The 21,982-nt window shown below is 67.6% G+C and carries 25 protein-coding genes and 1 tRNA gene; 16 read left to right on the top strand and 10 right to left on the bottom strand.

Annotation, left to right across the window (positions count from 1 at the left end):
- Positions 1-2: 2 nt before the first annotated feature.
- Positions 3-1,286, bottom strand: a complete 1,284-nt coding sequence (locus tag HV742_RS30030) for a phospholipase A (protein ID WP_068953147.1) — start codon at positions 1,284-1,286, stop codon at positions 3-5.
- 244 nt (positions 1,287-1,530) lie between these two features.
- Positions 1,531-3,033, bottom strand: coding sequence for an L-piperidine-6-carboxylate dehydrogenase (gene amaB, locus HV742_RS30025; protein ID WP_054503198.1), 1,503 nt, complete (start codon positions 3,031-3,033; stop codon positions 1,531-1,533).
- Between the two features lie 128 nt (positions 3,034-3,161).
- Between amaB and HV742_RS30020 the strand changes: the two genes are divergently transcribed.
- The 9 genes from HV742_RS30020 (at position 3,162) to HV742_RS29980 (ending at position 9,973) form a co-directional block, all read left to right on the top strand.
- Positions 3,162-3,917: an amino acid ABC transporter ATP-binding protein gene (locus HV742_RS30020; protein ID WP_175147120.1), complete on the top strand. Its 756-nt coding sequence runs from the start codon at positions 3,162-3,164 to the stop codon at positions 3,915-3,917.
- A gap of 285 nt (positions 3,918-4,202) precedes the next feature.
- On the top strand, positions 4,203-4,994 hold the full coding sequence (locus tag HV742_RS30015; protein WP_049072791.1) for an ABC transporter substrate-binding protein: 792 nt from the start codon (positions 4,203-4,205) through the stop codon (positions 4,992-4,994).
- A 37-nt stretch (positions 4,995-5,031) separates the two neighbouring features.
- Positions 5,032-5,724: an amino acid ABC transporter permease gene (locus HV742_RS30010; protein WP_006390517.1), complete on the top strand. Its 693-nt coding sequence runs from the start codon at positions 5,032-5,034 to the stop codon at positions 5,722-5,724.
- 2 nt (positions 5,725-5,726) lie between these two features.
- Positions 5,727-6,416: an amino acid ABC transporter permease gene (locus HV742_RS30005; protein ID WP_049072792.1), complete on the top strand. Its 690-nt coding sequence runs from the start codon at positions 5,727-5,729 to the stop codon at positions 6,414-6,416.
- Positions 6,417-6,463: 47 nt separating this feature from the next.
- Entirely contained in the window at positions 6,464-7,756 is a 1,293-nt protein-coding gene (locus HV742_RS30000; RefSeq protein WP_063580013.1) for an NAD(P)/FAD-dependent oxidoreductase, read from the top strand.
- Positions 7,757-7,768: 12 nt separating this feature from the next.
- On the top strand, positions 7,769-8,353 hold the full coding sequence (locus tag HV742_RS29995) for a helix-turn-helix domain-containing protein (RefSeq protein WP_049072794.1): 585 nt from the start codon (positions 7,769-7,771) through the stop codon (positions 8,351-8,353).
- Between the two features lie 109 nt (positions 8,354-8,462).
- Positions 8,463-8,539 (top strand) — tRNA-Arg (locus HV742_RS29990).
- 261 nt (positions 8,540-8,800) lie between these two features.
- Entirely contained in the window at positions 8,801-9,208 is a 408-nt protein-coding gene (locus tag HV742_RS29985) for a hypothetical protein (RefSeq protein ID WP_049072795.1), read from the top strand.
- A 354-nt stretch (positions 9,209-9,562) separates the two neighbouring features.
- The gene (locus HV742_RS29980; RefSeq protein WP_175147117.1) at positions 9,563-9,973 is read left to right on the top strand and encodes a hypothetical protein; all 411 of its coding nucleotides are present in this window, start codon (positions 9,563-9,565) and stop codon (positions 9,971-9,973) included.
- Between the two features lie 102 nt (positions 9,974-10,075).
- Here HV742_RS29980 and HV742_RS29975 read toward each other — a convergent pair whose 3' ends face one another.
- Entirely contained in the window at positions 10,076-10,717 is a 642-nt protein-coding gene (locus HV742_RS29975; protein WP_175147116.1) for a GNAT family N-acetyltransferase, read from the bottom strand.
- Here HV742_RS29975 and HV742_RS29970 point away from each other — a divergent pair.
- The 7 genes from HV742_RS29970 (at position 10,716) to HV742_RS32560 (ending at position 16,266) form a co-directional block, all read left to right on the top strand.
- Positions 10,716-11,609 carry a manganese catalase family protein gene (locus HV742_RS29970; RefSeq protein WP_175147115.1) on the top strand — a complete coding sequence of 298 codons (894 nt, stop codon included), beginning with the start codon at positions 10,716-10,718 and terminating at the stop codon, positions 11,607-11,609. The genes HV742_RS29975 and HV742_RS29970 overlap by 2 nt on opposite strands.
- Positions 11,610-12,430: 821 nt before the next feature.
- Complete coding sequence (locus HV742_RS29965) at positions 12,431-12,865, top strand: DUF6196 family protein (RefSeq protein ID WP_049072798.1); 435 nt, start codon at positions 12,431-12,433, stop codon at positions 12,863-12,865.
- Between the two features lie 582 nt (positions 12,866-13,447).
- Positions 13,448-13,597 carry a hypothetical protein gene (locus HV742_RS29960; RefSeq protein WP_167352796.1) on the top strand — a complete coding sequence of 50 codons (150 nt, stop codon included), beginning with the start codon at positions 13,448-13,450 and terminating at the stop codon, positions 13,595-13,597.
- A gap of 337 nt (positions 13,598-13,934) precedes the next feature.
- Positions 13,935-14,351 (top strand): hypothetical protein, encoded by a 417-nt coding sequence (locus HV742_RS29955; protein ID WP_169536447.1) that lies wholly within the window; start codon positions 13,935-13,937, stop codon positions 14,349-14,351.
- A 17-nt stretch (positions 14,352-14,368) separates the two neighbouring features.
- Positions 14,369-15,319, top strand: a complete 951-nt coding sequence (locus tag HV742_RS29950) for an alpha/beta hydrolase family protein (RefSeq protein ID WP_175147114.1) — start codon at positions 14,369-14,371, stop codon at positions 15,317-15,319.
- Between the two features lie 42 nt (positions 15,320-15,361).
- Positions 15,362-15,949, top strand: a complete 588-nt coding sequence (locus HV742_RS29945) for a GrpB family protein (protein WP_068953163.1) — start codon at positions 15,362-15,364, stop codon at positions 15,947-15,949.
- A 119-nt stretch (positions 15,950-16,068) separates the two neighbouring features.
- The gene (locus tag HV742_RS32560) at positions 16,069-16,266 is read left to right on the top strand and encodes a four-helix bundle copper-binding protein (RefSeq protein ID WP_367647979.1); all 198 of its coding nucleotides are present in this window, start codon (positions 16,069-16,071) and stop codon (positions 16,264-16,266) included.
- A gap of 137 nt (positions 16,267-16,403) precedes the next feature.
- Here HV742_RS32560 and HV742_RS29940 read toward each other — a convergent pair whose 3' ends face one another.
- The 7 genes from HV742_RS29940 to HV742_RS29910 all read right to left on the bottom strand — a co-directional run.
- Complete coding sequence (locus tag HV742_RS29940) at positions 16,404-17,531, bottom strand: glycosyltransferase family 4 protein (RefSeq protein WP_175147113.1); 1,128 nt, start codon at positions 17,529-17,531, stop codon at positions 16,404-16,406.
- Between the two features lie 34 nt (positions 17,532-17,565).
- Complete coding sequence (locus tag HV742_RS29935) at positions 17,566-18,516, bottom strand: glycosyltransferase family 9 protein (RefSeq protein ID WP_049072803.1); 951 nt, start codon at positions 18,514-18,516, stop codon at positions 17,566-17,568.
- Positions 18,517-18,711: 195 nt separating this feature from the next.
- Entirely contained in the window at positions 18,712-19,158 is a 447-nt protein-coding gene (locus tag HV742_RS29930; protein ID WP_049072804.1) for a hypothetical protein, read from the bottom strand.
- Positions 19,155-20,657 carry an efflux transporter outer membrane subunit gene (locus tag HV742_RS29925; protein ID WP_175147112.1) on the bottom strand — a complete coding sequence of 501 codons (1,503 nt, stop codon included), beginning with the start codon at positions 20,655-20,657 and terminating at the stop codon, positions 19,155-19,157. The genes HV742_RS29930 and HV742_RS29925 overlap by 4 nt, the downstream gene beginning before the upstream one ends.
- A gap of 10 nt (positions 20,658-20,667) precedes the next feature.
- Complete coding sequence (locus HV742_RS29920) at positions 20,668-21,588, bottom strand: efflux RND transporter periplasmic adaptor subunit (protein WP_175147111.1); 921 nt, start codon at positions 21,586-21,588, stop codon at positions 20,668-20,670.
- 13 nt (positions 21,589-21,601) lie between these two features.
- On the bottom strand, positions 21,602-21,796 hold the full coding sequence (locus HV742_RS29915) for a DUF1656 domain-containing protein (RefSeq protein ID WP_049072805.1): 195 nt from the start codon (positions 21,794-21,796) through the stop codon (positions 21,602-21,604).
- Positions 21,786-21,982 (bottom strand): hypothetical protein (locus HV742_RS29910; RefSeq protein WP_217482434.1); only part of this gene is annotated, 197 nt, incomplete at its 5' end. The genes HV742_RS29915 and HV742_RS29910, both read right to left, overlap by 11 nt.

Raw genomic sequence — 21,982 nt, 5'->3', positions numbered from 1 at the left:
CGTCAAGGCACCAGCGACAGGCCGATGCGGAACTGCGATTCGTTGCGCTGGTTGTAGCCCAGCAGCGTTTCGCCGTAGCCGTTGAAGTACTGCAGGTGCAGGTAGCCGTTCATGTTGAGCCAGGTGCGCTGCAGCGGCCAGGCGAAGTCGAGCTGGGTGGTGCGGCGGCGCTGGTCGCCCTGGCGGTACATGGCCGAGACCACCGCGCCGTTGTCCTGCGCCCAGCGCAGGTTCCAGTCCACGCGGCCGGCATAGTCGGCGTAGTCGGAGTTCTCGCTGGCCACGCCGAAATAGGCCTTGACCTTGGGCGCGAAGGTCAGCGTGCTGCCGCCGTCGAAGCGGTAGTTGAACTGCGGCTGGATGTAGGCGTCGTTCACCGAGCGCGAGTCGTCGCCGGCCTTGCCGTTGGAGTTGTGCTCGACGCCGGTGTTCATGCCCAGTCGCCAGCTCTGGTTTGCCGACTGCCACATGTTGTCCGACAGCCAGAACAGGCTGGGGTTGAAGGTGGTGTCGATGAAGGGCATGGAATCGCCCTGCAGGTCCCACAGCGAGGTCTGGGTGTAGCCCAGGTAGAAATTCTCGCCCCAGGTCGCCGGACGGTTGCCGGACGGGCTGAACAGACGGTACTTGGCGCTGATCTGGAAGCGCGCGGTGGTCTGGCCGCGGGTGCCGATGTCGAAGTACACCGGCTTGTATTCCGAGATCGCGCTGCGGAAATGATCGAAGGCTGACTGCTGGTAGGACGAGACGGCCACGGTGTCCGGCGCCGGTCCGCCCTCGGGCGAGGCGCCGGCCGCGGTGACCACTGCCGGCGGCACGGGCTGGCCGGTGCGCGGATCGACCACGGGGCCTTGCGCGGGCGTGCTGGCCAGCGTGCCGCTGTCGCGGCCGGTGGCGTCCAGCGCCATCATCGCCGGCTGGCCTTCGATGGCGATCGCCTGCAGGCCGCGCGCCGTGGCGGGCACGACGGCCGTCCACGCCATCCGCGCGAAATTGTTGACCGGCACGCTGTAATTGGCCTTGTCGCCCTGGAGCTTGGCCAGGCTGCGCACGATCTGGCCGTCCTGGCCGCGCCATTGCAGCACCAGCTCTGGCGGGGCCTCCCAGGTGGCGCGGGCATTGCCTTCATTGAAATACACCGCTTCGATGGTCACGGTGTCGCCGGGCGCGGCCGAAGGACGGTCGAGCCGGTAGGACACGCCGGCGGCGGCGGTGCCGGCCAGGCCCAGCGCCAGGGCGGCGGTCAGGGTGCGCAGGGGAAGGGCGATGCGTCGGGACGGAGTCATGGGAGGCGGGTGGTATCTGTGACGCTGCAATGTAGCATCGGCCGGGCCTACATTTTGTAAGTCGGGCTTATCGGATGTAGGACTTGCAACAGGGTCGCGGCAGCGTGGGCGCGCCGCGGTGTGCATCCGGCGGGGCTGGCGCGCACGCCGGCGCCCGCGACTGGCCGATCGCGGCGCCCCGCAAGGCAAGCGGCCCCGCGCATCAGCGACGATGCGCGGGGCCTCTTGTCCCATGGCGTGCGGTTTATTCGCCGAACTTGATGCCCTGCGCCAGCGGCAGGTTGCGCGAGTAGTTGATGGTGTTGGTGGCGCGGCGCATGTAATTGCGCCAGGCGTCCGAGCCCGACTCGCGGCCGCCGCCGGTTTCCTTTTCCCCGCCGAAGGCGCCGCCGATTTCGGCGCCCGAGGTGCCGATGTTGACGTTGGCGATGCCGCAGTCGGAACCCGCGGCCGACAGGAAGGTCTCGGCTTCGCGCAGGTCGTTGGTGAAGATGGCCGACGACAGGCCCTGCGGCACGCCGTTCTGTAGCGCCAGCGCCTGGTTGAAGTCGCTGTAGCGCATCACGTACAGGATCGGCGCGAAGGTCTCGTGGCAGACCACGTCGGTCTGGCCGGGCATCTCGGCGATGGCGGGGCGCACGTACCAGGCGTCAGGGTACTGGTCGGCCAGCACGCGTTCGCCGCCCGTGACCTTGCCGCCCTGTTCGCCGGCGGCCTTGAGCGCGGCCTGCATGGCGTCGAACGAGGCGCGGTCGATCAGCGGGCCGACCAGGTTCTTGCCGTCCAGCGGGTTGCCGATGGGCGCGCTGGCATAGGCCTTGTGCAGGCGCTGCAGCAGGTCGTCGGCCACGCTTTCGTGCACGATCAGGCGGCGCGTGGTGGTGCAGCGCTGGCCGGCGGTGCCGATGGCGCCGAAGACGATGCCGCGCGCGGCCATGTCCAGGTCGGCGGTGGGGCCGACGATGATGGCGTTGTTGCCGCCCAGTTCCAGCAGCACGCGGCCGAAGCGCTGCGCCACGCGCGGACCCACCTGGCGGCCCATGCGGGTCGAGCCGGTGGCCGACACCAGCGCCACGGTGTGCGAATCCACCAGCGCCTCGCCGATGTCGCGGCCGCCGATCAGCACTTCCGACAGGCCGGCCGGGGCGTCGCCAAAGCGCTGCAGCGCCTGCGCGAACAGCGCCTGGCAGGCCAGGGCCGTCAACGGCGTCTTTTCCGACGGCTTCCAGACCACCGCGTTGCCGCACACCAGCGCCAGCGCGGCATTCCACGACCACACCGCCACCGGGAAGTTGAAGGCGCTGATGACGCCCACCACGCCCAGCGGATGCCAGGTTTCCATCATGCGGTGGCCGGGGCGCTCGGAGGCGATGGTCAGGCCGTACAACTGGCGCGACAGGCCCACGGCGAAGTCGCAGATGTCGATCATTTCCTGGACCTCGCCTTCGCCCTCGGCCAGGATCTTGCCGGCTTCCAGGCTGACCAGGCGGCCCAGTTCGCGCTTGTGCTGGCGCAGCACTTCGCCGAACAGGCGCAGCAGCTCGCCGCGGCGCGGCGCCGGCACGTCGCGCCAGGCCAGGCTGGCCTGGCGGGCGCGGGTGATGGCCGCATGGGCCTGCGCCACCGTGTGCTCGTGGACCTGGGCCAGCTCGGCGCCGTCGATCGGACTGCGGGCGACGAGCGTGCCGCCGGTCAGGGTCGCGGGGTTGAGGCCGAGTGCGCGCAGGATGTCTTGGGGCGTGTCCATACCGGTTCCTTGGAGATGCCGGCGAAGGGGCGAGCCTTCGCTTAAGGGTTATGCCTAAGTGGCGATTCTGGAAATAAATTTACTATACGAAACTCCAGCGCGAAATGCGAAACCTTTTTTTGAAGGCGATGCGCGTGTCAGAACCCCTGCTGCTAGTCGAGTCGGTCACCAAGACCTACCAGCGCGAAGGCCAGCCCGACCATCTGGCGCTGGCGGGCATCGACTGCCGCCTGGAGCGAGGCGAGGTGCTGGTGGTGGTGGGGCCGTCGGGCTCGGGCAAGAGCACCTTCCTGCGCACCCTCAACGGGCTGGAGCGCATCGACAGCGGCTCCATCCGCGTCGATGGCGTCTCGCTGACCGACCCGGCCACCGACGTCAACCGCTGGCGCACCGAGGTCGGCATGGTGTTCCAACACTTCAACCTGTTCCAGCATCGCACCGCGCTCGACAACGTGGCCCTGCCGCAACGCGTGGTGCGCGGCCGCGACCGCGCCCAGGCCGAGCGCTACGCGCTGGAACTGCTGGACCGGGTCGGCATGGCCGACTTTGGCCCGCGCTATCCCAGCCAGTTGTCCGGCGGCCAGCAGCAGCGCGTGGCGATCGCCCGCGCCCTGGCGATGGACCCGAAACTGATGCTGTTCGACGAAGCCACCTCGGCGCTCGACCCGGAAACCGTTGGCGGCATCCTGGAATTGATGCGCGCGCTGGCGCGCGACGGCATGACCATGGCGGTGGTGACGCACGAGATGGGCTTTGCCCGCGACGTGGGCGACCGCGCCCTGTTCATGGACGCCGGCCGCGTGGTCGAGTCCGGCACGCCGGCTGAAGTCTTCGGGCAGCCGAAAGAGGCGCGTACCCGGGCTTTCCTGGAAAAGATCCTGTAGCGGGCCGTCCGGCCCCGGCGCCATTGCCGCACGCATTTTTGCATCGCGCAGTTTCCGCATTAAGTAGTCTCCGCCACACGCAGTCTTCGCATCACGCAGTCTTCGCCCACGCAACAAGCGCCACGCAACGAGCATCGCGCAACAAGCTTCACGCAGCACACCGCATCCGCATCAGGCAGCAACCGCAGCAAGCAGCAAGCAGGGCCGGCCCGGCCTGACCGGGCGCCGCCGGCACCAGGTGTACGCCCGGAACGACACATGTCATCCATCTTGAAGGGGAAGCAAATGCTGAAAATCAAACAATGGCTGGGCGCCGCCGGCGTCGCGCTGGCCGTTACCGCGATGGCGCAGCCTGCCCGCGCCGACGAACTGTCGGACATCATCAAGCGCGGTGAACTGCGGGTGGCGGTGCAGACCTCCGGCCCACTGATGAGCTTCATGGACAAGAGCGGCAAGCGCACCGGCCTGGCGGTCGAAGTGGCCAAGCGCATGGCCGACGACCTGGGCGTCAAGCTGGTGCTGCAGGACTACGAGTGGAAGGGCCTGATCCCGGCGCTGCTGTCCGGCAAGGCCGACATGGTGGCGGCCGACATGACGCCGACGCCGCAGCGCGCCGCCCAGGTGCTGTTCTCGGCGCCCATGTTCTACGCCGACACCGTGGCCGTGGTGCCCAAGGATTCGCCCTACAAGTCGTACGCGGAACTGGACAAGGACGGCGTGACCGTCGGCGCGCTGGGCGCCAGCACCTACGCCGAGGTCGGCAAGAAGATGCTGCCCAAGGCCACGCTCAAGGAATTCTCCGGCGGCAGCGCGCCGGTCGGCCAGGCGCTGTCCACCGGCCGCCTGGACGCCGGCATCATGTCCCTGTCCACCGCCAACCAGTTCCTGGTCGACTTCGGCAACCTGCGGGTGCTGGACGGCATCATGGTGCGCGAACCGCTGGCCTTCGCCGTCGGCCCCAATGCCTTCCGCCTGAAGTTCTGGCTCGACAACTGGCAGACGCTCAAGACCGCCGACAACACATTGCCGGAACAGGTCAAGTACTGGTATTCGACCGACTGGAAGAAAGACCACTGATCGCGCGCGCTTCCCACCACTGACCGACAGGATCCGCATGGACTGGCTGATCGACTACTACAACTGGCGCATCGTCAGCCAGTACACGGGCCAGTTCGCCACCGGGCTGGCCAACACCCTGATCGCGGCCGGCGCCAGCCTGGTGCTGTCGGTGCTGGCCGGCATTCCGCTGGCGCTGGCGCGCATGTCGCCGCGCGCCGCGGTCTGGCGGCCGGTGGCGGGCTACGTGCAGTTCATCCGCTCGACCCCGCTGCTGGTGCAGATCTACCTGGTGTATTACGCGGTGCCGATGCTGGTGCCCGGCGCCAAGGGCTGGAGCGAGATGCTGCTGGGCATCCTGGCGATGACGCTGCACCACGCCGCCTACATGAGCGAGATCATCCGCGTCGGCATCGAGTCGGTGCCGCGCGGCCAGATCGAAGGCGCCAAAGCCTGCGGCATGAACTACCACCAGCGCCTGCGCTACGTGGTGCTGCCGCAGGCCTTCGCCAACACCCTGCCGCCGCTGCTGGGGCAGACCGCGGTGTTGATCAAGGACACCTCGCTGCTGTCGCTGATCACGGTGTTCGAACTGGTGGCCGCGGGCGTGCAGATGAACAGCGATCGCATCGTGCCCACCGAGAGCTTCCTGACCATTGCCGCCGGCTACCTGCTGATCTACGCGGTGATGCTGATGCTGTCGCGCGGCGTGAGCCTGTGGCTGGCCGGTCCGGCCTGGAACGCGAGGTAAGCATGCTGGATTCCTACTTGTCCACCGCCGGCGTCGTGCTGCCCTTCCTGCTCAAGGGCTTCTGGGAGACGCTCAAGATCTCGTTCCTGGCGATCATTGCCGGCTCGCTGCTGGGCTTCGTGATCGGCGTGATCCGCAGCTACCGCATCCGTGGCCTGCATCAACTGCTGGGGCTGTACATCCACGTGCTGCGCGGCACGCCGTTCCTGGTGCAGCTCTATATCTTCTATTTCGTGCTGCCCAGCACCGGCATCGAGCTGCTGCACTGGGACTCGGGCACGGCGGCGTTCGTGTCGCTGTCGGTCTACACCTCGTGCTACGTGGCAGAGATCGTCACCGGCGCCATCCGCGCCGTGCCGCGCGGCCAGACCGAGGGCGCCATGACGCTGGGCCTGCGGCCGCTGCAGATCCTGCGGCTGGTGATCCTGCCGCAGGCCATGCGCCTGATCGTGCAGCCCATGAGCGGCGTCTACGTCATGCTGATCAAGAGCACCGCCATCCTGTCGGTGGTCGGCATCACCGAGCTGACGCGGCAGGGCGAGGTCTTCATCATCACCTTCCCGGCGAAATCGCTGTTCATCTACGGCATGATCGCCGCCATCTATTTCCTGTACTGCTACCCGCTGCTGCGCCTGGCCACCTGGCTGGAGAAGCGCCTGACCGGCGGGCTGCAGGGCGCCGGGCTGAACTAGGCCCGCCCACATCGACGAGAGTCCCGCACGGGCCCTGACCCACGACCATGGCTACCGAGTACATCGACACCTACTACAAGCGCACGCTGGGCGATGCGCAGACCTGCTACCCGCCGCTGGCGGGCGCGGCCGAGACCGATGTCTGCGTCGTCGGCGGCGGGCTGGCCGGCCTGACCACCGCGCTGGAACTGGCCCGCCGCGGCCGCGCCGTGACGCTGCTGGAGGGGCGCCGCGTCGCCTGGGGCGCCTCGGGCCGCAATGGCGGCTCGGTGTCGCCGGCGTTCTCGGCGGGCGCCGACGCCATCCGCAAGCACGTTGACGAGGATCACTACCGTCAGCTGTACCGGCTGTCGATGGAGGGCGTGGAGATCATCCGCGACAACATCCGCGACCTGCGCATCGATGACGCCCACAAGGTCGACGGCCGCCTGCGGGTAGTGCGCTACGAGGCCAGCGACGCGCTGCGGCGTTATTGCGAAGACCAGTGGCGCGACTTCGGCCGCGACGTGCGGCTATTGAACCGCGCCGAGGTGCGGGAACGGCTGGTATCCGACGTCTACTTCCAGGGCATCGAGGACCTGTCCTCGTTCCACTTCCATCCGCTGAACTACGCCCGCGCCCTGGCGCGCGAGTGCGCGCGGCTGGGCGTGCGCATCCACGAGGATTCAGCGGTCACCCAGGCTCGCCTGGAAGGGGCGGCCAAGCAATTGCGGACCGCCGCCGGCGAGATCAACGCGCGCACCGTGGTGCTGGCCACGGGCGGCTATACCGATGGGGTGGTGCCGGCGTTGCGGCGGGCCATGCTGCCGATCGCCACCTACATCATGCTGACCGAACCGCTGGGCGAACGGGTGCGCGAGGCCATCCGCACCCAGGCCGCCATCGGCGACGACCGCCGCGCCGGCAACTACTACCGGGTGCTGGAGGGCGGGCGCATCGGCTGGGGCAGTAGAATCACCACCCGTGTCGACGATCCGCCCGACCTGGCCGAGTCCCTGCGCCGCGAACTGCTCAGCGTCTATCCCCAGTTGCAGGGGCTGCGCGTCGAGACCGCGTGGTCCGGGCGCATGGCCTACGCGCGGCACCTGATGCCGCAGATCGGCAGGCTGGCGCCCGACGTCTGGTATTGCACGGCCTTTGGCGGGCACGGCATGAACACCACCGCCATTGGCGGCCGCGTCGTGGCCGAAGGGATTGCCGGCGACAGCCAGCGCTACCGGCTGTTCGAGCCTTTCGGACTGGCGTGGAATGGCGGGGCGCTGGGCACGGCGGCGGTTCAACTCACATATTGGTCTTACCAGGCGCGCGATTGGTGGCGGGAGCGGCAGTCGCGGGCATGACAGGGTGTACAGATGCAAGGCAACAAACAGAGCGTGTTGGCACAACGGCTGCGAGCCCTGCGCCAGGCGCGCGATTGGACGCTCAAGCAGGCGGCGCAGGCCACCGGCGTGTCCACCTCCACGCTCTCGAAAATCGAGAACGGCTTGCTGTCGCCCACCTATGACAACCTGATCAAGATCGCCGCCGGCCTGGAACTGGACGTGGCCGAACTGTTCACCGCGTCCGACGCGCACATGGGCACCGGCCGCCGCAGCCTCAGCCGCCAGGGCGAGGGCCGCCAGTACGAAACCCCGTATTACGACCACCGCCTGCTATGCACCGCGCTGTCGCACAAGCGCATGATGCCGTTCCACACCCGCGTCAAGGCGCGCTCGTTCGACGAATTCCAGGACTGGAGCCGCCACGGCGGGGAGGAATTCGTCTACGTGCTGGAAGGCGAGGTCGAGCTGTATACTGAGTTCTACGAGCCGGCGCGGCTGAAGGCGGGCGAGAGCTTCTATATCGACAGCCGCATGGGCCACCGGGTGATCAGCCTGAGCAAACAGGACGCGCTGGTGCTGTGGGTGTCCACCCACGCCGACCTGGGCGAGGAATGAGCGGTTCTTCCGGCTGATAAGCCTGGGCTCGCGGGAGGGCGCCGCCACGTCCCGTCCGCAACAGGGTAAAATGCGCCGCCCGGACATCTTCCGGGCAGCCACACGCCGCGCGGCAGTAGCTCAGCTGGATAGAGCACGGGCCTTCTAAGCCCGGGGTCGGGGGTTCGAGCCCCTCCTGCCGCGCCAGGAATTTCCGTGGAATCAATGATTTACGCGTGTTTGGTTGGCGCCGGCATGGCAATTATCAGAATAATCTGGCCGGCGTCGGAACGTTAACAGCGGCAAGATCACGCTGTGCAGCTGGTTTGACCTGCGGCTATATTCCGGCTTCCCGGCCGCAGCACTTTGTCGCCTTCGTTCTGGAGCCGGTTGAAGCGACCGCACCCTTGCCCTTGCCGCGGCCGACATCCGGGGACTCCTGGCGGTGAACGAATTGAGATGAGACGAATGAAGTACGCAGCTCTGATTTTGTCGGCGGTATTGCTTCAAGGTTGCGCCGGATCGCCCTTGTCGAACCTGGTCATGAACCAGCGCTATCAGACGACCAGCGACGTGACGGCTTCGTGGGTTGGGGCGTCGGAGGATGATCTATACATGTCCTGGGGACCTCCGCAGTCCAGCCAGGTCCTGTCTAATGGCCGGGCCAAGATCGTTTCCTACGGCTATGCATGGGTCACGAATACCAGCGACTCCACGACTTGGAATTACGTTCCCGAGTATTCCAGATGCGATCAGCGGTTTCTCGTGGAAGATCACATCATCACCCGCTGGTTTTCCTCGGGTGGCTGCCCGAAAAGGCCCAAGGGGGCCAAGCTGATTCCCGGTGACACGCCGATACCCAAGCCAACCCTCTAGTCGGCCGCATCTCCCGGAAAACCCGCCAAACGTGCATTGGCGGGTTTTTACATTTCCGCTGCCTGGCCCGAGCGGTAGGGCCGCGACCTTCCCATCCGCCTGCGCGGGTTCGGCTTCCCGTGGTCCACTCCATCGCCCTAGGCTCTGCTCATGACGCAGCGGTCATCGGCGCCCTCGCTCCCGCGGCCTTCGCCCCTGCGCTTGCGGGTGACGGGTTGGGGGAGACGGCGGGCCTCCAGTCTCTGCCGTGAACAGGGCCACCCTGGGACACCACTGTGCGGCTCGTCCTTGAAGCCTGGAACTTTTTGCTTGCGGTCGTCACCCACAGAGACATGACGCGTAAGGATGCCCCTAATGTCAATGTCTCCCTCTCTAGAGGCGCGCCCTGCCGCTCTCGCCGTGAGCGCTTCATCAACCCAGGTTCAGACCCGCGATCTCGAAGCAGCGGTGCGGCTGGAGCGATATCTGATGCTCCAGGATAAGGTCCGGCAACAAGCTGGCATCGTCCAGGGGCTGAACGACCAGCTTCGCCTGTTGGGGCAGGAAAAGGCCTCGTTGGTTGGCGACGTTTCACTGTCGCAGGCATCTCAAGGCCGGTTGTTGGAGCTTGACGATGAAATCAACAGGCTGGTTGCGCTGCAGACAAAAGAGAGTGTGCGTCTGCGGGAAATGTCTGCCAAATTGGCAGAGGCAATGGAAGCCGTTAACGCGGTCCAGGCAAAACTCTTTGATACCTCAAGTAGCGTGATCACCAATCTCCGCTGAGCGTCAAGCGGCCAAGGCTGGGGGGAAGGCTTGCGCCACGGGATCTGGGACAGGGAACGCTGCGCCAAAGGTGCGCCATGGGCTAGCGAGGCTTGGAGCGGACTAGCTAAGCATGGAGCGGCGGGAGTTTCCCGCATTGGCAGGCGTCTGGCCCATCGCTAATTCCAGTTGCGGCCTCATGCGGTGAGGATCCCCGTCTATTGGCGCGGGAATGATCTTTGTCCGCCTCGCTCCCTGTGCGAGGTAGAAAGCTTCCGCATGAGGTTCCGCGTCGATCGTCAAGACCGTCGCACCGCGTTGCCCAGCGGTTTCCACTGCATGGGCGAACAAGGCGCGGCCAAACCCCTGGCCAATCCATTTCGGGTCGAGCCACAGATTTTCCAGCGCCCACGCGCCGTTGCCGGCAGCCGCCAGCGTGTAAAAGCCGATCACACCGGCGTCGTTCTCGGCCACGACGAAGGGACCCGTGTCAAGCCAGGATTCACGCGGAGTCAGATCTTCGCGCCACTGTTCCAGTTGCCGCGCTGAGTAACCCCAATGCCCCTTCGACGCGAGCGCGAGCTGCCCCAGGCGGGGGATGTCTGAAAGACTTGCAGGACGAAAGCGCATCAAGGTTCCCTTCGGACGGCGATTGACAAGCCGTAGGGTACCGCAACGGGTGCGGGGATCCCTGCGCGCTTCGGCATGGCAATTGCTTGCGGATCCCACCGGCCAATGACGGCCGGCGAAACGGGAGATGACCATGTTTGCTCACAACAAACGCTTGCAGTACACCGTGCGCGTCGCGCAGCCCAATCCCGGGCTGGCCAACCTGTTGTTGGAGCAGTTCGGCGGCCCCCAGGGAGAGCTGGCGGCGGCGTGTAGGTATTTCACTCAGGCGCTGGCGGAGGACGATCCGGGGCGAAAGGACATGCTGCTGGATATCGCCACCGAGGAGCTGAGTCACCTCGAAGTGATAGGTACGTTGGTGGCCATGCTTAACAAGGGCGCCAAGGGCGTGCTTGCAGAAGCCACGGAATCGGAGGCCGATATCTACCGGCGCTTGAACGGGCCGGGCAATGACTCACATGTGACGCAAGTGCTCTTCGGTGGCGGGCCCGCGCTGGTCAATTCCGGCGGTCAGCTTTGGAACGCCGGGTATATCGATACCATCGGAGACCCCTCCGCGGATCTGCGTTCGAACATCGCCGCCGAGGCGCGGGCCAAGATCATCTACGAGCGACTGATCAATGCCACTGACGATCCCGGCGTCAAGGAGGCGCTGGGCTTTCTGATGACGCGTGAAGTGTCGCATCAGCGCTCGTTCGAGAAGGCGCTGTATTCAATGGAGCCGAACTTCCCGCCCGGAAAGCTGCCAGGCGATCCGCGCTTTGCCAACGTCTACTTCAACATGTCGCAGGGAGAGGGCGATACGCGCGGGTCGTGGAATAGCGATGAGCATTTCAACTATGTTTCCGACCGCGACGAGCAATGCGCCATTGATGGAGACGGGCTGGCGTCGGTAGGTCTTGCCGAGGATGAAACGAAGGCGCTGCAAGCCATGGTCGCCCGTACGGCATCGGATCCCGCCGTCGACCCGGTGACAGGCACGGAGCTGGGCGACGGCAGCATGCTGACGGATCGCGATCAATATTAAGAGGAGGCCTCATGTCTAAATCACCCTTTCATGCAGAGTCGACGAGTGAACGGCATAACGGTCAGCCGCAGGTCGATCGTCCCGGACGGGATTCAGCCAATCCCGACCCGGATACGGGGTCGGGTTACCCAGCCGGCGGTCATAGACGCGAGCAAGGCAAGGATGCGTACGGTCGCGGGCCGCTGCAACGTCGACAGGCTGGACTGCCCCCTGAGCCGGACAGCAATGCGCCGCTCGAAAAATCGCGTTGAATATCTCAACTTTGGCGGCCGCCTGGGGAGCGGCCGTCCTATTGGGGCGATCGACCCGCGAACCCGCGAAGGCCGCAGCAGGTCGGCCAGATGTGAATGACTGCCGACCGCGTTGGCGCGTCCTCGGTGGGACGCGTGGGCCCGGGCTCGATAGCGCCTCCAGGGCCCTGCCGCCGCAAGAACACGCTGGCGGGCATGGAAGAGGCCGGCCAGCGCGAGCGGCACGCGCAAGTCGCCCGGTGCGTCGGCAGGATGACTCCGGGCCGGCGTGGACGTCCATGCGCTACCCGTGGCTTTTCGCTCCGCGGCGATCAGGCATTACTGAGGCGTGTCCTGCGCGGGTTTGAACGTCTTGGAATCTTCATTCGACCGCGATGTGGGGGGGCGTCGAATTCGGTCGCTTTCTTGAGTTGGGTGTGGGCGGCGATATCCAGATCTGGCAACGAGGATTGGCACGGGCCTGGTTAATTCCGGTTCACTTACGGCTCGTGGGGGATTTCCATGGCACGCAGTGGTGTGCATGGTAAACCCGGGCTTTAGCCCATTACCCATCCAACGTCTTGAACAGCCATGGTCAATATCTCCCGCGAAACTTCCGAGCAGACCGAGCAACGCCTCCGACGCGTCATCACCGAGGCGCGATTGCGCATATATCCGGGCACCTATGCGTTCACTGAATTTCCTCTGGATGATTTTCCCGGGGCTGTCCGCGAAGATGCGCTTGCGCTGGTGCGGGACGACAATGTGTGGAGCCAGCTTATTCCCAGCGATGGGACGCATGAAGAACCATTCGGGCTCTTTCGATTCCATTTTCCGCCGGGCGCGGACAACAGCGGCTTCGTGGGGTGGCTGGCGACGCATTTAAAGAATCGGTTTGGCACAGGCGTATTTGTCACGTGCGGGCAAAATCAGTCGGATGGCGGCATATTCGACTACTGGGGAGTGCCGGCGAGGCTCGCGGAAGAAGTGTTTGGCGAGGTGCGGCGGCTGGTCGAAGGGCGCTGATCAATCCATGTGCCGCACGCGCTGACCGTGCGGTTCGGCTCACGCATTCCTTTTGATTGGGCTGGATTGTCTTGATTTGAGACTCGTTCCCAGCGTTTGCTCGCAATGATGAGAATATCTATTAGTTGAGCCTGTGGAATGGTCTTTTCCGTTGATGGAATATTTGGCAGAATAAAAGCCCGGCCTTTATTCCTCGCGGACGCCCATGAGCAGACATAGATTTGCCCTGAGCAAGATGATCAGCGCGGCAAGAAAAAATGGCGCCCCTTTCTATTGGGCGTGTCGACCGTATTCTTGCTCGCGTTCCTGTGTATTTTGTATTTACTGGATTCGGCGCGGACCGAACGTGCCGCTGTTTTCATAGGCGGCACATTCGCAGGCATGGTCGGCCTCGCGATGTTGGTCTGTCGACGCTGACCCTGGCGGCCCCAGCGGCCCGTCCTCGTTGGCGACCGGGCGCGCCTCGCATGCACGGCGCGGCGGCCCGTGGCTGCGCGCGGTGTACAGCCCGTAACCACCGCTACGGCCTTGTTTCAGGGAAGGGCCATACACTGCGCGCATCTTCATTCCTGAGTGGTTGCCATGAAAATCATCTGTGCCTTGGCGGTGCTGGCGTCTTTGCTGGCCGGCTGTGCGGTGTACACGCCGGACGGCGCCGTGGTGGTGGATCCGCACCGGGGTGGCGGCGGCGGATTCTGCCCGCCAGGCCAGGCCAAGAAGGGCAATTGCTGACCGCTGGCGCAATGCTGGCGCGGCATGGCATCGCCAGTCCCCGCGTCCGCCGCCGGTCAGCCTAGACGATGACGGGCGCCGTAAGCCGCATCCTCGTGGCCACCGGCGCGCCGCTCCCGTCCGCGCTCCGCGTGCTTTACCAAGCACCGCAACGCTGTTGCTCCCATTATCGGTATCGCCGCCGGCCGCTAGCGGCGCATGCCGCTGCCTTCGTGGCCGATCCCGTCTGAACAGGAGGGGGGCCGGGCCGGCGTACCCGGCTCCGCGCGGGCGCCCTGGTGAATGTCTGCGCGCCTGATTACGGTATAGTCGGCGCGCAAACGGACCAGGAGGGAAGATGCGCAAGGTGTTGATGGGAATGATCGTGGTCGCGCTGACTGGTTGCGGTTCGATACCGGTGGATATCGAAACCGCGCCGCGCGCCAAGGCGTCGACGGTGATGGAACCCGCTTATCTGGTGGCGGGCGCCGACAAGGGCGTGGTGCGTATCGTGCGCGACGGCGGCATTGCCGGTTCCGCCCTCAACGCGGTCATCTATGTGGACGGCCGCTATATCGCCAGTCTCGATTCCAACCGCGTGCTGGAATTGCAGGTGCCCGCGGGAGCGCACCGGGTCGGCCTGCAGATGATGAACGTGGGCGAGCCGATCCAGTATCTCGACCTGGATGTGGTGGCCGGCCGTACTTATGATTTCCGGGTCAGCGTCACCGGCAACGGATGGACGGCGGACGGGCACCTGGACCGCCTGAGATAATCATTCCCCTGCATTCCATGTTTCGTTCCCTGTTGCCGAGCCTCTGCGCGCTGCTCGCCTGGCTGCCCGCGCAGGCCCAACCGACCTGGCAGTATCTCCTGCCGCGGCCGGATGGTTCGGCCATTGCCTACTACCTGCAGCGGCACGACCCGGCGCGGGCCGCCGACAGCCTGCTGGTGGTGGCGCAGGGCTCCGACTGCAACAGCGTGGCGCACAATCGCGCCATCCACCGGTACCTGCGGCATGCCCTGCCAGGCGCGGACCTGCTCACGGTCGACAAGTACGGCATCGAGGTCTCCCTGCCGTACCGGGACGACGACGGCAGCGAAAGGGCCGACTGCCCGCCCGCTTATCTGCGGCACGACAACCTTGACCAGCGCGTGCGCGATTACGCGGCCGTCATCGGCCTGTTGCGCCGGCAGGAGGGGTATCGCCGGGTAGTGGCCGTGGGCGGCAGCGAAGGCGCGGTGGTGGCGAACCTGCTGGCCGCCCGGGGCGGCCTGGTGGATGCCAGTATCGCCTTCAATGGCGGCGGGCGCTGGTTCCTGGAGGACGTGCTGCACGGCATTGCGACGGGCGATGCGCCAGCGTCCGAGAAGGCGCAATCCATCGAGGGATTGCGTGGCTTCGCCCGCTACGTGAGCGAGACGCCGTCGTCCGACCTGGTCGCGAGCAATCATGGCCACGAATGGTGGCGCCAGGCGCTGGCGCTGGATCAGCGGGCGCTGCTGGAGCAGGTGCGCACGCCGTTGCTGGTGATCCAGGCAGGCGCGGACACGTCGGTGTCGCCGGACTCGGTGGCGCGGATGGTCGATGCGCTGCGGCGCGCCGGCCGCGGCAATATCGAGTATCGCGCCTATCCCGGATTGGATCATGGCCTGCGCGAGCCCGACGGCACGCCGCGCATGGGCGAGGTGGCGGCGGACATGGCGGCGTGGATCGGGGCGCTGCCGCCGCCCGCGCCCTGAGCGCCTTTTCTACAATACGGGCTGGCTTCATCAGGACAGACCATGCCCACTCCCCAGGACATCATGCGGCACTACGACTCGGATCCGGACGAGGATCCGTGGGTGCGCGGCAGGCCGGCGCCGGAGCCCGTGCGGGTCGCGCCGTACGACCCCGAGTGGCCGGCCCTTTACGCGCGGCTGGCCGCGGATATCGGCGCCGCGCTCGGCGCGGCGCTGCTGCGCATCGACCATGTCGGCTCGACGGCGGTGCCGGGCCTGCCGGCCAAGCCGGTGGTGGACATCGATGTGGCGCTGGCCGATCCGGCCGACGAGCCCGCCTATGTGCCGGCGCTGGAGGCCATCGGCTACGTGCTGGTGATCCGCGAGCCTTCGTGGCATCAGCACCGCTGCCTGCAACGGGCCGCGCCCCGGGTCAACCTGCATGTGTTCGGGCCGGACTGTCCCGAGAACATCCGCCACCGCATGTTCCGCGACTGGCTGCGCGACCATGACGACGACCGTGACCGCTATGCCCAGGCCAAGCATGCCGCGGCGCGCGGCGTGGACCAGGTGGCCGACTACAACCTGCGCAAGCAGGCGGTCATCCGCGATATCTACGAACGCATGTTCCGGGCGGCCGGTTTCATCTAGCGCCTGCGATCAGCGCCCATGCTCAGGGGGTGACGACGGCGCGGCGATGCTGTACAGGGCGGGATGGGCCGATTGCGGCGGCGGGAGGACAACACGTCGAGCCGGGCCATTTCCGCCGCATGATGGCTTGCGCGGAAATGTGTCGGACATCGGCGCACATGATGCTGTTGGGCGCCGAAAACCATGCGCAGGTATGTAATGTCTGCGCCTCCGCATGCCGGGCCTGCGCGGCCAGTTGTGACGCCATCGAGGGGATGCGTGCATGCGCGGACACTTGCCGCGCGTGTGCACGGGCCTGTGAACGCATGAGGGGATGAGGTGTTCGGCAGCGGGGCGACTCAGCTGCCGACGATCTGGTCGATACGGCGCGCTTGGTCATGGAAAACGAATGGCCGGCGCAAACCGCGCGCTGAACGCGATGGGGTGGCAGTCTTTTCGGCCAATGCTGGCCGCCTTATCGGACGCCGCCCGTGCTCCTCGCCATGGCGCGGGCGTAGACCTCCAGGGTGCGGTGCATCTGGCCCGCCAGGCGCAAGTGCGATTCGGCATAGTCGCGCGCGTGGGCCACGGCGGCGGCGGTGGCGGCGGGGTCGTTGCGGATCCGCGTGATGCGGTCGGCGAAGCCGTCGATGTCGCCGGGTTCGGCCAGCCAGCCGGTGGCGCCGGGCCGGACGAGCTCGGGCAGCCCGCCGACATTGCTGGCCACCACCGGGCAACGCACCGCGAACGACTCCGGCACCACGCGCGACCACGCTTCGGTGGCGGAAGGCACCAGCACCACGTCGGAAGCGTGCATCATGTCGGCCACATCGCCGCGGTGACCGGTGAACACCACATGCCCGGCGATGCCCAGCTGCAGCGCCAGATTGCGTAGCGCGTCCGCATAGGACTGGGTGGTGGCGGTGGCCATGCCCACCACCAGGGCGGCGGCCGGCACCCCCTGGCGGCGCAGCCGCTGCACCACGCGCAACAGGTCGGCCTGGCGCTTTTCGGGGCGCAGCATGCCGATGGTCGAGATCACGCAGGCGTCCGGGGCCAGCGTCAGTTCGCGCCGCACCAGGCGGCGCACGCTGGATTTGTCGGCGGCGCGGAAGAAATCCTCGCCGGCCCATTCCCCCACCACACTGATGCGGTCGGCGGGCGCGAGCCCGGCATCGACCAGCGCGTCGCGGCCGGCCGCGCTGGTGGCGATGACCTGATCGCAACCCAGCTTCCAGTCCAGGCGGCGGCGCGCGCTGGTGGGCATGGGCTTAGCGAAGTGGCGTGTGCGCACCACGGCGCACAGGTCGCGGCATAGCGCGGCGGTCTTGCCGTCGGCGCGGCTGTGACTGTCGATGACATCGATGTGCAGCCGCCGCACCGCGCGGCGCAGCCGCAGTACGGTGAGCGGCGAGTAGGGGGCGTCGAAGTCGATGTCGATGGTGGCGATGCCGCGCTGGCGCGCCGCCAGGTTGATGGCGCTGCGCGCGGGCGCGGCGATGGCCGCGTCATGGCCGTGGCGCGCCAGCCAGCCGGCCTGGTCGAGTGTGCGGAATTCGAGTCCGCCCAGGCTTTTTTCGCCGAGAGTGTGCAGGATTCGCATGGCCTGAATAAAGGAAGGGATCGGCCCGATTGCGTCAGGCGCGCGCCAGGGGCGCGTGCGCCAGAACCTGCTCGCAGGCGTGCAGGACCTGGTCCGGGGTGATCGAGTTGATGCCGTCGGGCGGATGCCGGGGCACCACGTCGGCGGCGCCGCGTCGGCGCCAGAACCACTCGGGGTTGGGCTGGTTGAAGACGCCGACGTACGGCACGCCGGCGGCCTGCGCCACATGCGACGGGCCGCAGTCGTTGGCGACCACCAGCCGCGCGCGCAGCATGATCGCGCTCAGCTCGGATAGCGGGCGGCAATAGGCCACCTCGATATCGGCGCGGCGCAAGGCGTCCAGCTCGGCGCGTTCGCGCGCTTCCTGGCGCCCCAGCACGAAGGTGTAGCGGGTGTCGGCGCCCAGCAGCGGCTTGAGCCGGTCGGCCAGCCGCAGGTAATGCGCCAGGCTCCAGCGCTTGAACGGGCCCGAGCCGCCACCGGGAACAAACACCACGTCGGCGCCGAGCGTGGTGTGGCGGTGCGTCCGGGCCAGTTCGGTGAAGCAGCGGCGCGCCGTTTCCTCGGCGTTCAGCGGGCGGTATGCGGCCAGCAGGCGCAGGTTGGCCAGGCCGATGTATTCGGCCTCGTCCTTGCGATGGCAATGCGTCCACACCAGGTCGCTGAAGCGGGCATTGCGAAAGCCCAGGCGGATGGCCGGCAGCCGCAGCAGGTTGATCAGGCCGAAGCGCTCGCTGCTGTGGTGCAGGCTGACCGAAACCCGGGTGTGGCGTGACAGGCTGCCGAGGTAATCGCGCAGGGTGCGCGCGCGCAGGAATTCGTCGACCCAGGGCAGGCCGCGATAGATGTGGCCGACATCGTCGCGCGCCACCACCTTGACCCGCTTGTCGGGCCACCATGCCTTGAGTTGGTACAGCGTGGCGAAGGCGACGATCTGGTCGCCCAACTGGGGCTGGCTTCTGACGTAGACAACAATGTCCGACACGCGACCTCTCCGGGGTAGCCGATGTATTGGCTACGAAATCTAAAGGAGGAGGCGGCGAAATTTTCTTCGATAGATTTAAAGAATGTGAAGATTGGGTCGGCGCGGCTTAATAGAAATACATATCTGCGGCGCCGGGAGCGGGGATGGCCGTGCGGCGGAGACGGGCGCCCCGGCCGCATGGCCCGCGCGCCGCGTTCAACTGATGTTCTCCCAGCCGCGCATGCCGTCCCGCGGATGCGGCGGCAGGGGCCGGGTCAGGCGGCGCGTCAGCGCCACCGCCTCTTCCAGCGTGGCCACGGCTTCGTGCGGAATGCCAAAGGCCTTGGCGGCGAGCGCGCCTTGGCGGCTGGCCTCGGCGCGCCGGGCGGCGTCCGGCTCGACGCTGATCTGGGCCCGGCACAACAGGCCCAGCCGCGCCTTGTTGTGTTTGAGCCAGAGGCCGCGCTGCTTGCGGTCTTCGTGCGTTTCGGCCGGGTCCAGTTCGATGTAGGCAATGGTGAATGGCTGGCCGGCGGCCAGCAGCGCCTCCATTTCCGTCTGCCACTGCGCGGCGTAGCCGGGCTGGGCGTGGGTCGGGTCGAACAGACAGAGCGGAAAGCGCCGGACGTCGTGGATGCGGAAGGGGACCGAAAGCAGGCTCATGAGGGGCTCCTGGTGGGGGGCGAGGGGGAAGAGTCCGGTGTCGCGGGCGGCAGGCCGGCGCCAAGCGCCTTGTACAGGCCGATGGCGTGGCGCACGCGCGCCAACTGGCTCAGCGCCAGGGCGTCGCGCGCCTGGTAGGTGGTGCGTTGCGCGGTCAGCACGTTCAGATAGCCGCTCAGGCCGTTGCGGTACAGCCGCGTCGCGCGGTCGAGCGCATCCTGGCTGTCATGCACGGCCGCGGCCAGCGCCCGCTGGCGCGCCTGTTCGGCGTTCAGGCCGGCCAGCGCGTCCTCGACGTCCTGGAAGGCGCGCTGCAGGCTGCGCGCGTAGGCCAGCCGGCTGGCCTGCGCCCGGGCCTCGGCGGCGCGCACGCCGGCCGCCGCCTGGCCGCCGTCATAGACCGACTGGCTGGCGCCGACGCCAAGCGACCACAGCACGCTGGCATCGCTGAACAGGTTGTGCAGCAGGCTGGCGGCGCTGCCCAGGCCGAGCGGAATGACGAAGGTCGGAAAACGGTCGGCCGTGGCCACGCCGACCCCGGCCGTGGCGGCCGCCAGCCGGCGTTCGGCGGCGCGGATGTCGGGCCGGTTGCGGATCACCTCGGACGGCAGGGCGGCCGGCAGGGCCGGCGGCACCAGCAGCGGCTGGCCGGCGGCCATCAAACGTTGCTTCAGCTCGGCGGGAAAGCCGCCCGCCAGCACCCCGATGGCATGTGCCAGGCGGGCGGCGTCCCCCTCCAGCTCGGGTACGCGGGCCTCGGCCGCCTCGCGTTCGGCGCGCGCCTGGGCCACTTCGGCGGGGGTGCCGAGCCCGTGGCGCGCGGCGCGTTGCGCCAGCCGCTCGGCCGCCACCAGCGTGGCGATGTTGTCGCGGGCGATCGCGCCACGCGCCTGCGTGGCGCGCAGCGCGGCATAGTCGGCGGCCAGTTCGGCCAGTAGACTGACGCGCACCGCGTGGCCGTCCTGGGCGATGGCCTGCACCTCGGCGTCGGCGCGTTCGAGCGCGCGGTGGCGGCCGCCGAAGACGTCCATTTCCCAACTGGCATTCAGGCCCAGGGTGTAGGCGCGCGATTCGCCGATGCCGGGCGGGTAGTCCAGCGCCCGCGGCGAGCGCGAGGCGGTGGCATTGGCCTGTGCGCCGACCGAGGGCCCCAGGCGGCTGGCGACCTGGTCGCGTTCGGCGCGCGCCTGCGCCAGTCGCAGGCGGGCGATGGCCAGGTCCTGGTTGCGTGCCAGGGCCTGCTCTTGCAGCAGGTCCAGCAACGGGTCGTTGAAGGCCTGCCACCATTGCGTCAGCGTGGCAGGGTCGGTGGCCGCGGCGTCCGGCAGGGCTTCCGACCAGTCCTGGGGATGGGACGGGGTCTCCGGTCGATAGTCGGGGCCGACGGCGGCGCAGCCGGCGAGCGCGAGGGCCGTGGCCAGGGCCAGGAGGGGGCCGCGCGGCGCGCGGCGGCGGGGGGCGACGGGCGCCGCTGCCGGGGGCGAGTGGGGGATCCGCATGGCTGGCCTCCTACATCAGGTCGCGCAGCCAGCCGGCCAGGCGGCCGCGCGCCACGTGTGTCTCGCCGGGCTGGCCGATGTCGACGCTGCACGTCATGCCAGCCGCCAGCCGCACGCCGTCGGGTAGCGCGTCGATCTCGATGCGCACCGGGATGCGCTGCGCCAGGCGTACCCAACTGAAGCTCGCCTTGACCGCCGGCAGCCCGTGCTCGTCCTGGCCGTCGTTGTCGTCGGCGATGCCGTGCCCGATGGAGGCGACGCGGCCATCGAGCAGCGGCTCGAAGCCCATCAGCTTGATGCGCGCGGGGGCGCCGGGGCGGATCCGGCGCAGCTTGGTCTCCTCGAAGTAGCCGGTGACCCAGAAGCTGTGGGCGTCCAGCACGGCGATGCCGGGCTGGCCCGCCAGCGCGTAGTCGCCGGCGCGCAGACGCAGCCGGGTGACGAAGCCGTCCACCGGCGAGCGCAGCACGCTGCGCGCCAGGTCCAGCTCGGCCACTTCCAGCGCGGCCCGCGCGCGGCGCGCCTCGGCCTGGGCGATGGCGACGGCGCGGCCGGCGCGCTGGATGTCCTCGCGCGACACCAGGTCGTCCAGGCCGCTGCGGCGTCGCGCTTCGTCCTGGCGTTGGCGCAGCGTCTCGTCGGCGGCCGCCGCTTGCGCGCGGGCCTGTTCCAGCGCCAGTTCGAAGCGGCTGGGGTCGATGCGGTAGAGCACGTCGCCGCGCTTGACTGGCTGGTTGTCGTCGACGGCCACCTCGGACACCGTGCCTGAGACTTCGGGCGCGACGCGCACCACGTGGGCGCTGACGCGTCCGTCGCGGGTCCAGGGCGCCAGCACATAGGCATTCCAGAGGGCGGCCGCCAGCAGGCCGGCGGCGGTCAGCGTGGCCAGCGTCAGGGCCGCGCGCGTGGTTTTCTTCAATATCGGAGACATGGGCATACGGCAATCAAAGGGTCAGGATCAGCAGGGACACCAGCGCCAGCGACACGGCGAACTCGAACAGGGCGGGGTGCCAGACCCGCCGCAGCAGTCCGCTGCGCGCCATCACGACGCGCAGCAGCCAGTACAGCGGCACGGTGGCGCAGGCATAGAGGAAGAACGGCGGCACATAGATGCCGGCAATGGCGAATTCACTCAGCACGGGATAGCTCCGGGAACGGTTGGGCATTGAAATAGCCGGCATGGTCCTGGATCAGCCAGTGGATGTCGGCGAAGGCGGCCATGGCCTTCTGCGCGGCCTGGCGTTGCGCGGGCGGCGTCGCCGGCTGGCGCGCCAGCAGCCGGTCCAACTGGCGGGCGGAGCTACGCGCATGCAATGCCCGCTGCG

The organism is Achromobacter ruhlandii (genome assembly GCF_902859695.1).
GTDB classification, from domain to species: domain Bacteria; phylum Pseudomonadota; class Gammaproteobacteria; order Burkholderiales; family Burkholderiaceae_B; genus Achromobacter; species Achromobacter ruhlandii.
Note: the sequence above shows the minus strand (reverse complement) of the source record. Positions and strands in the feature narration are given on the sequence as shown.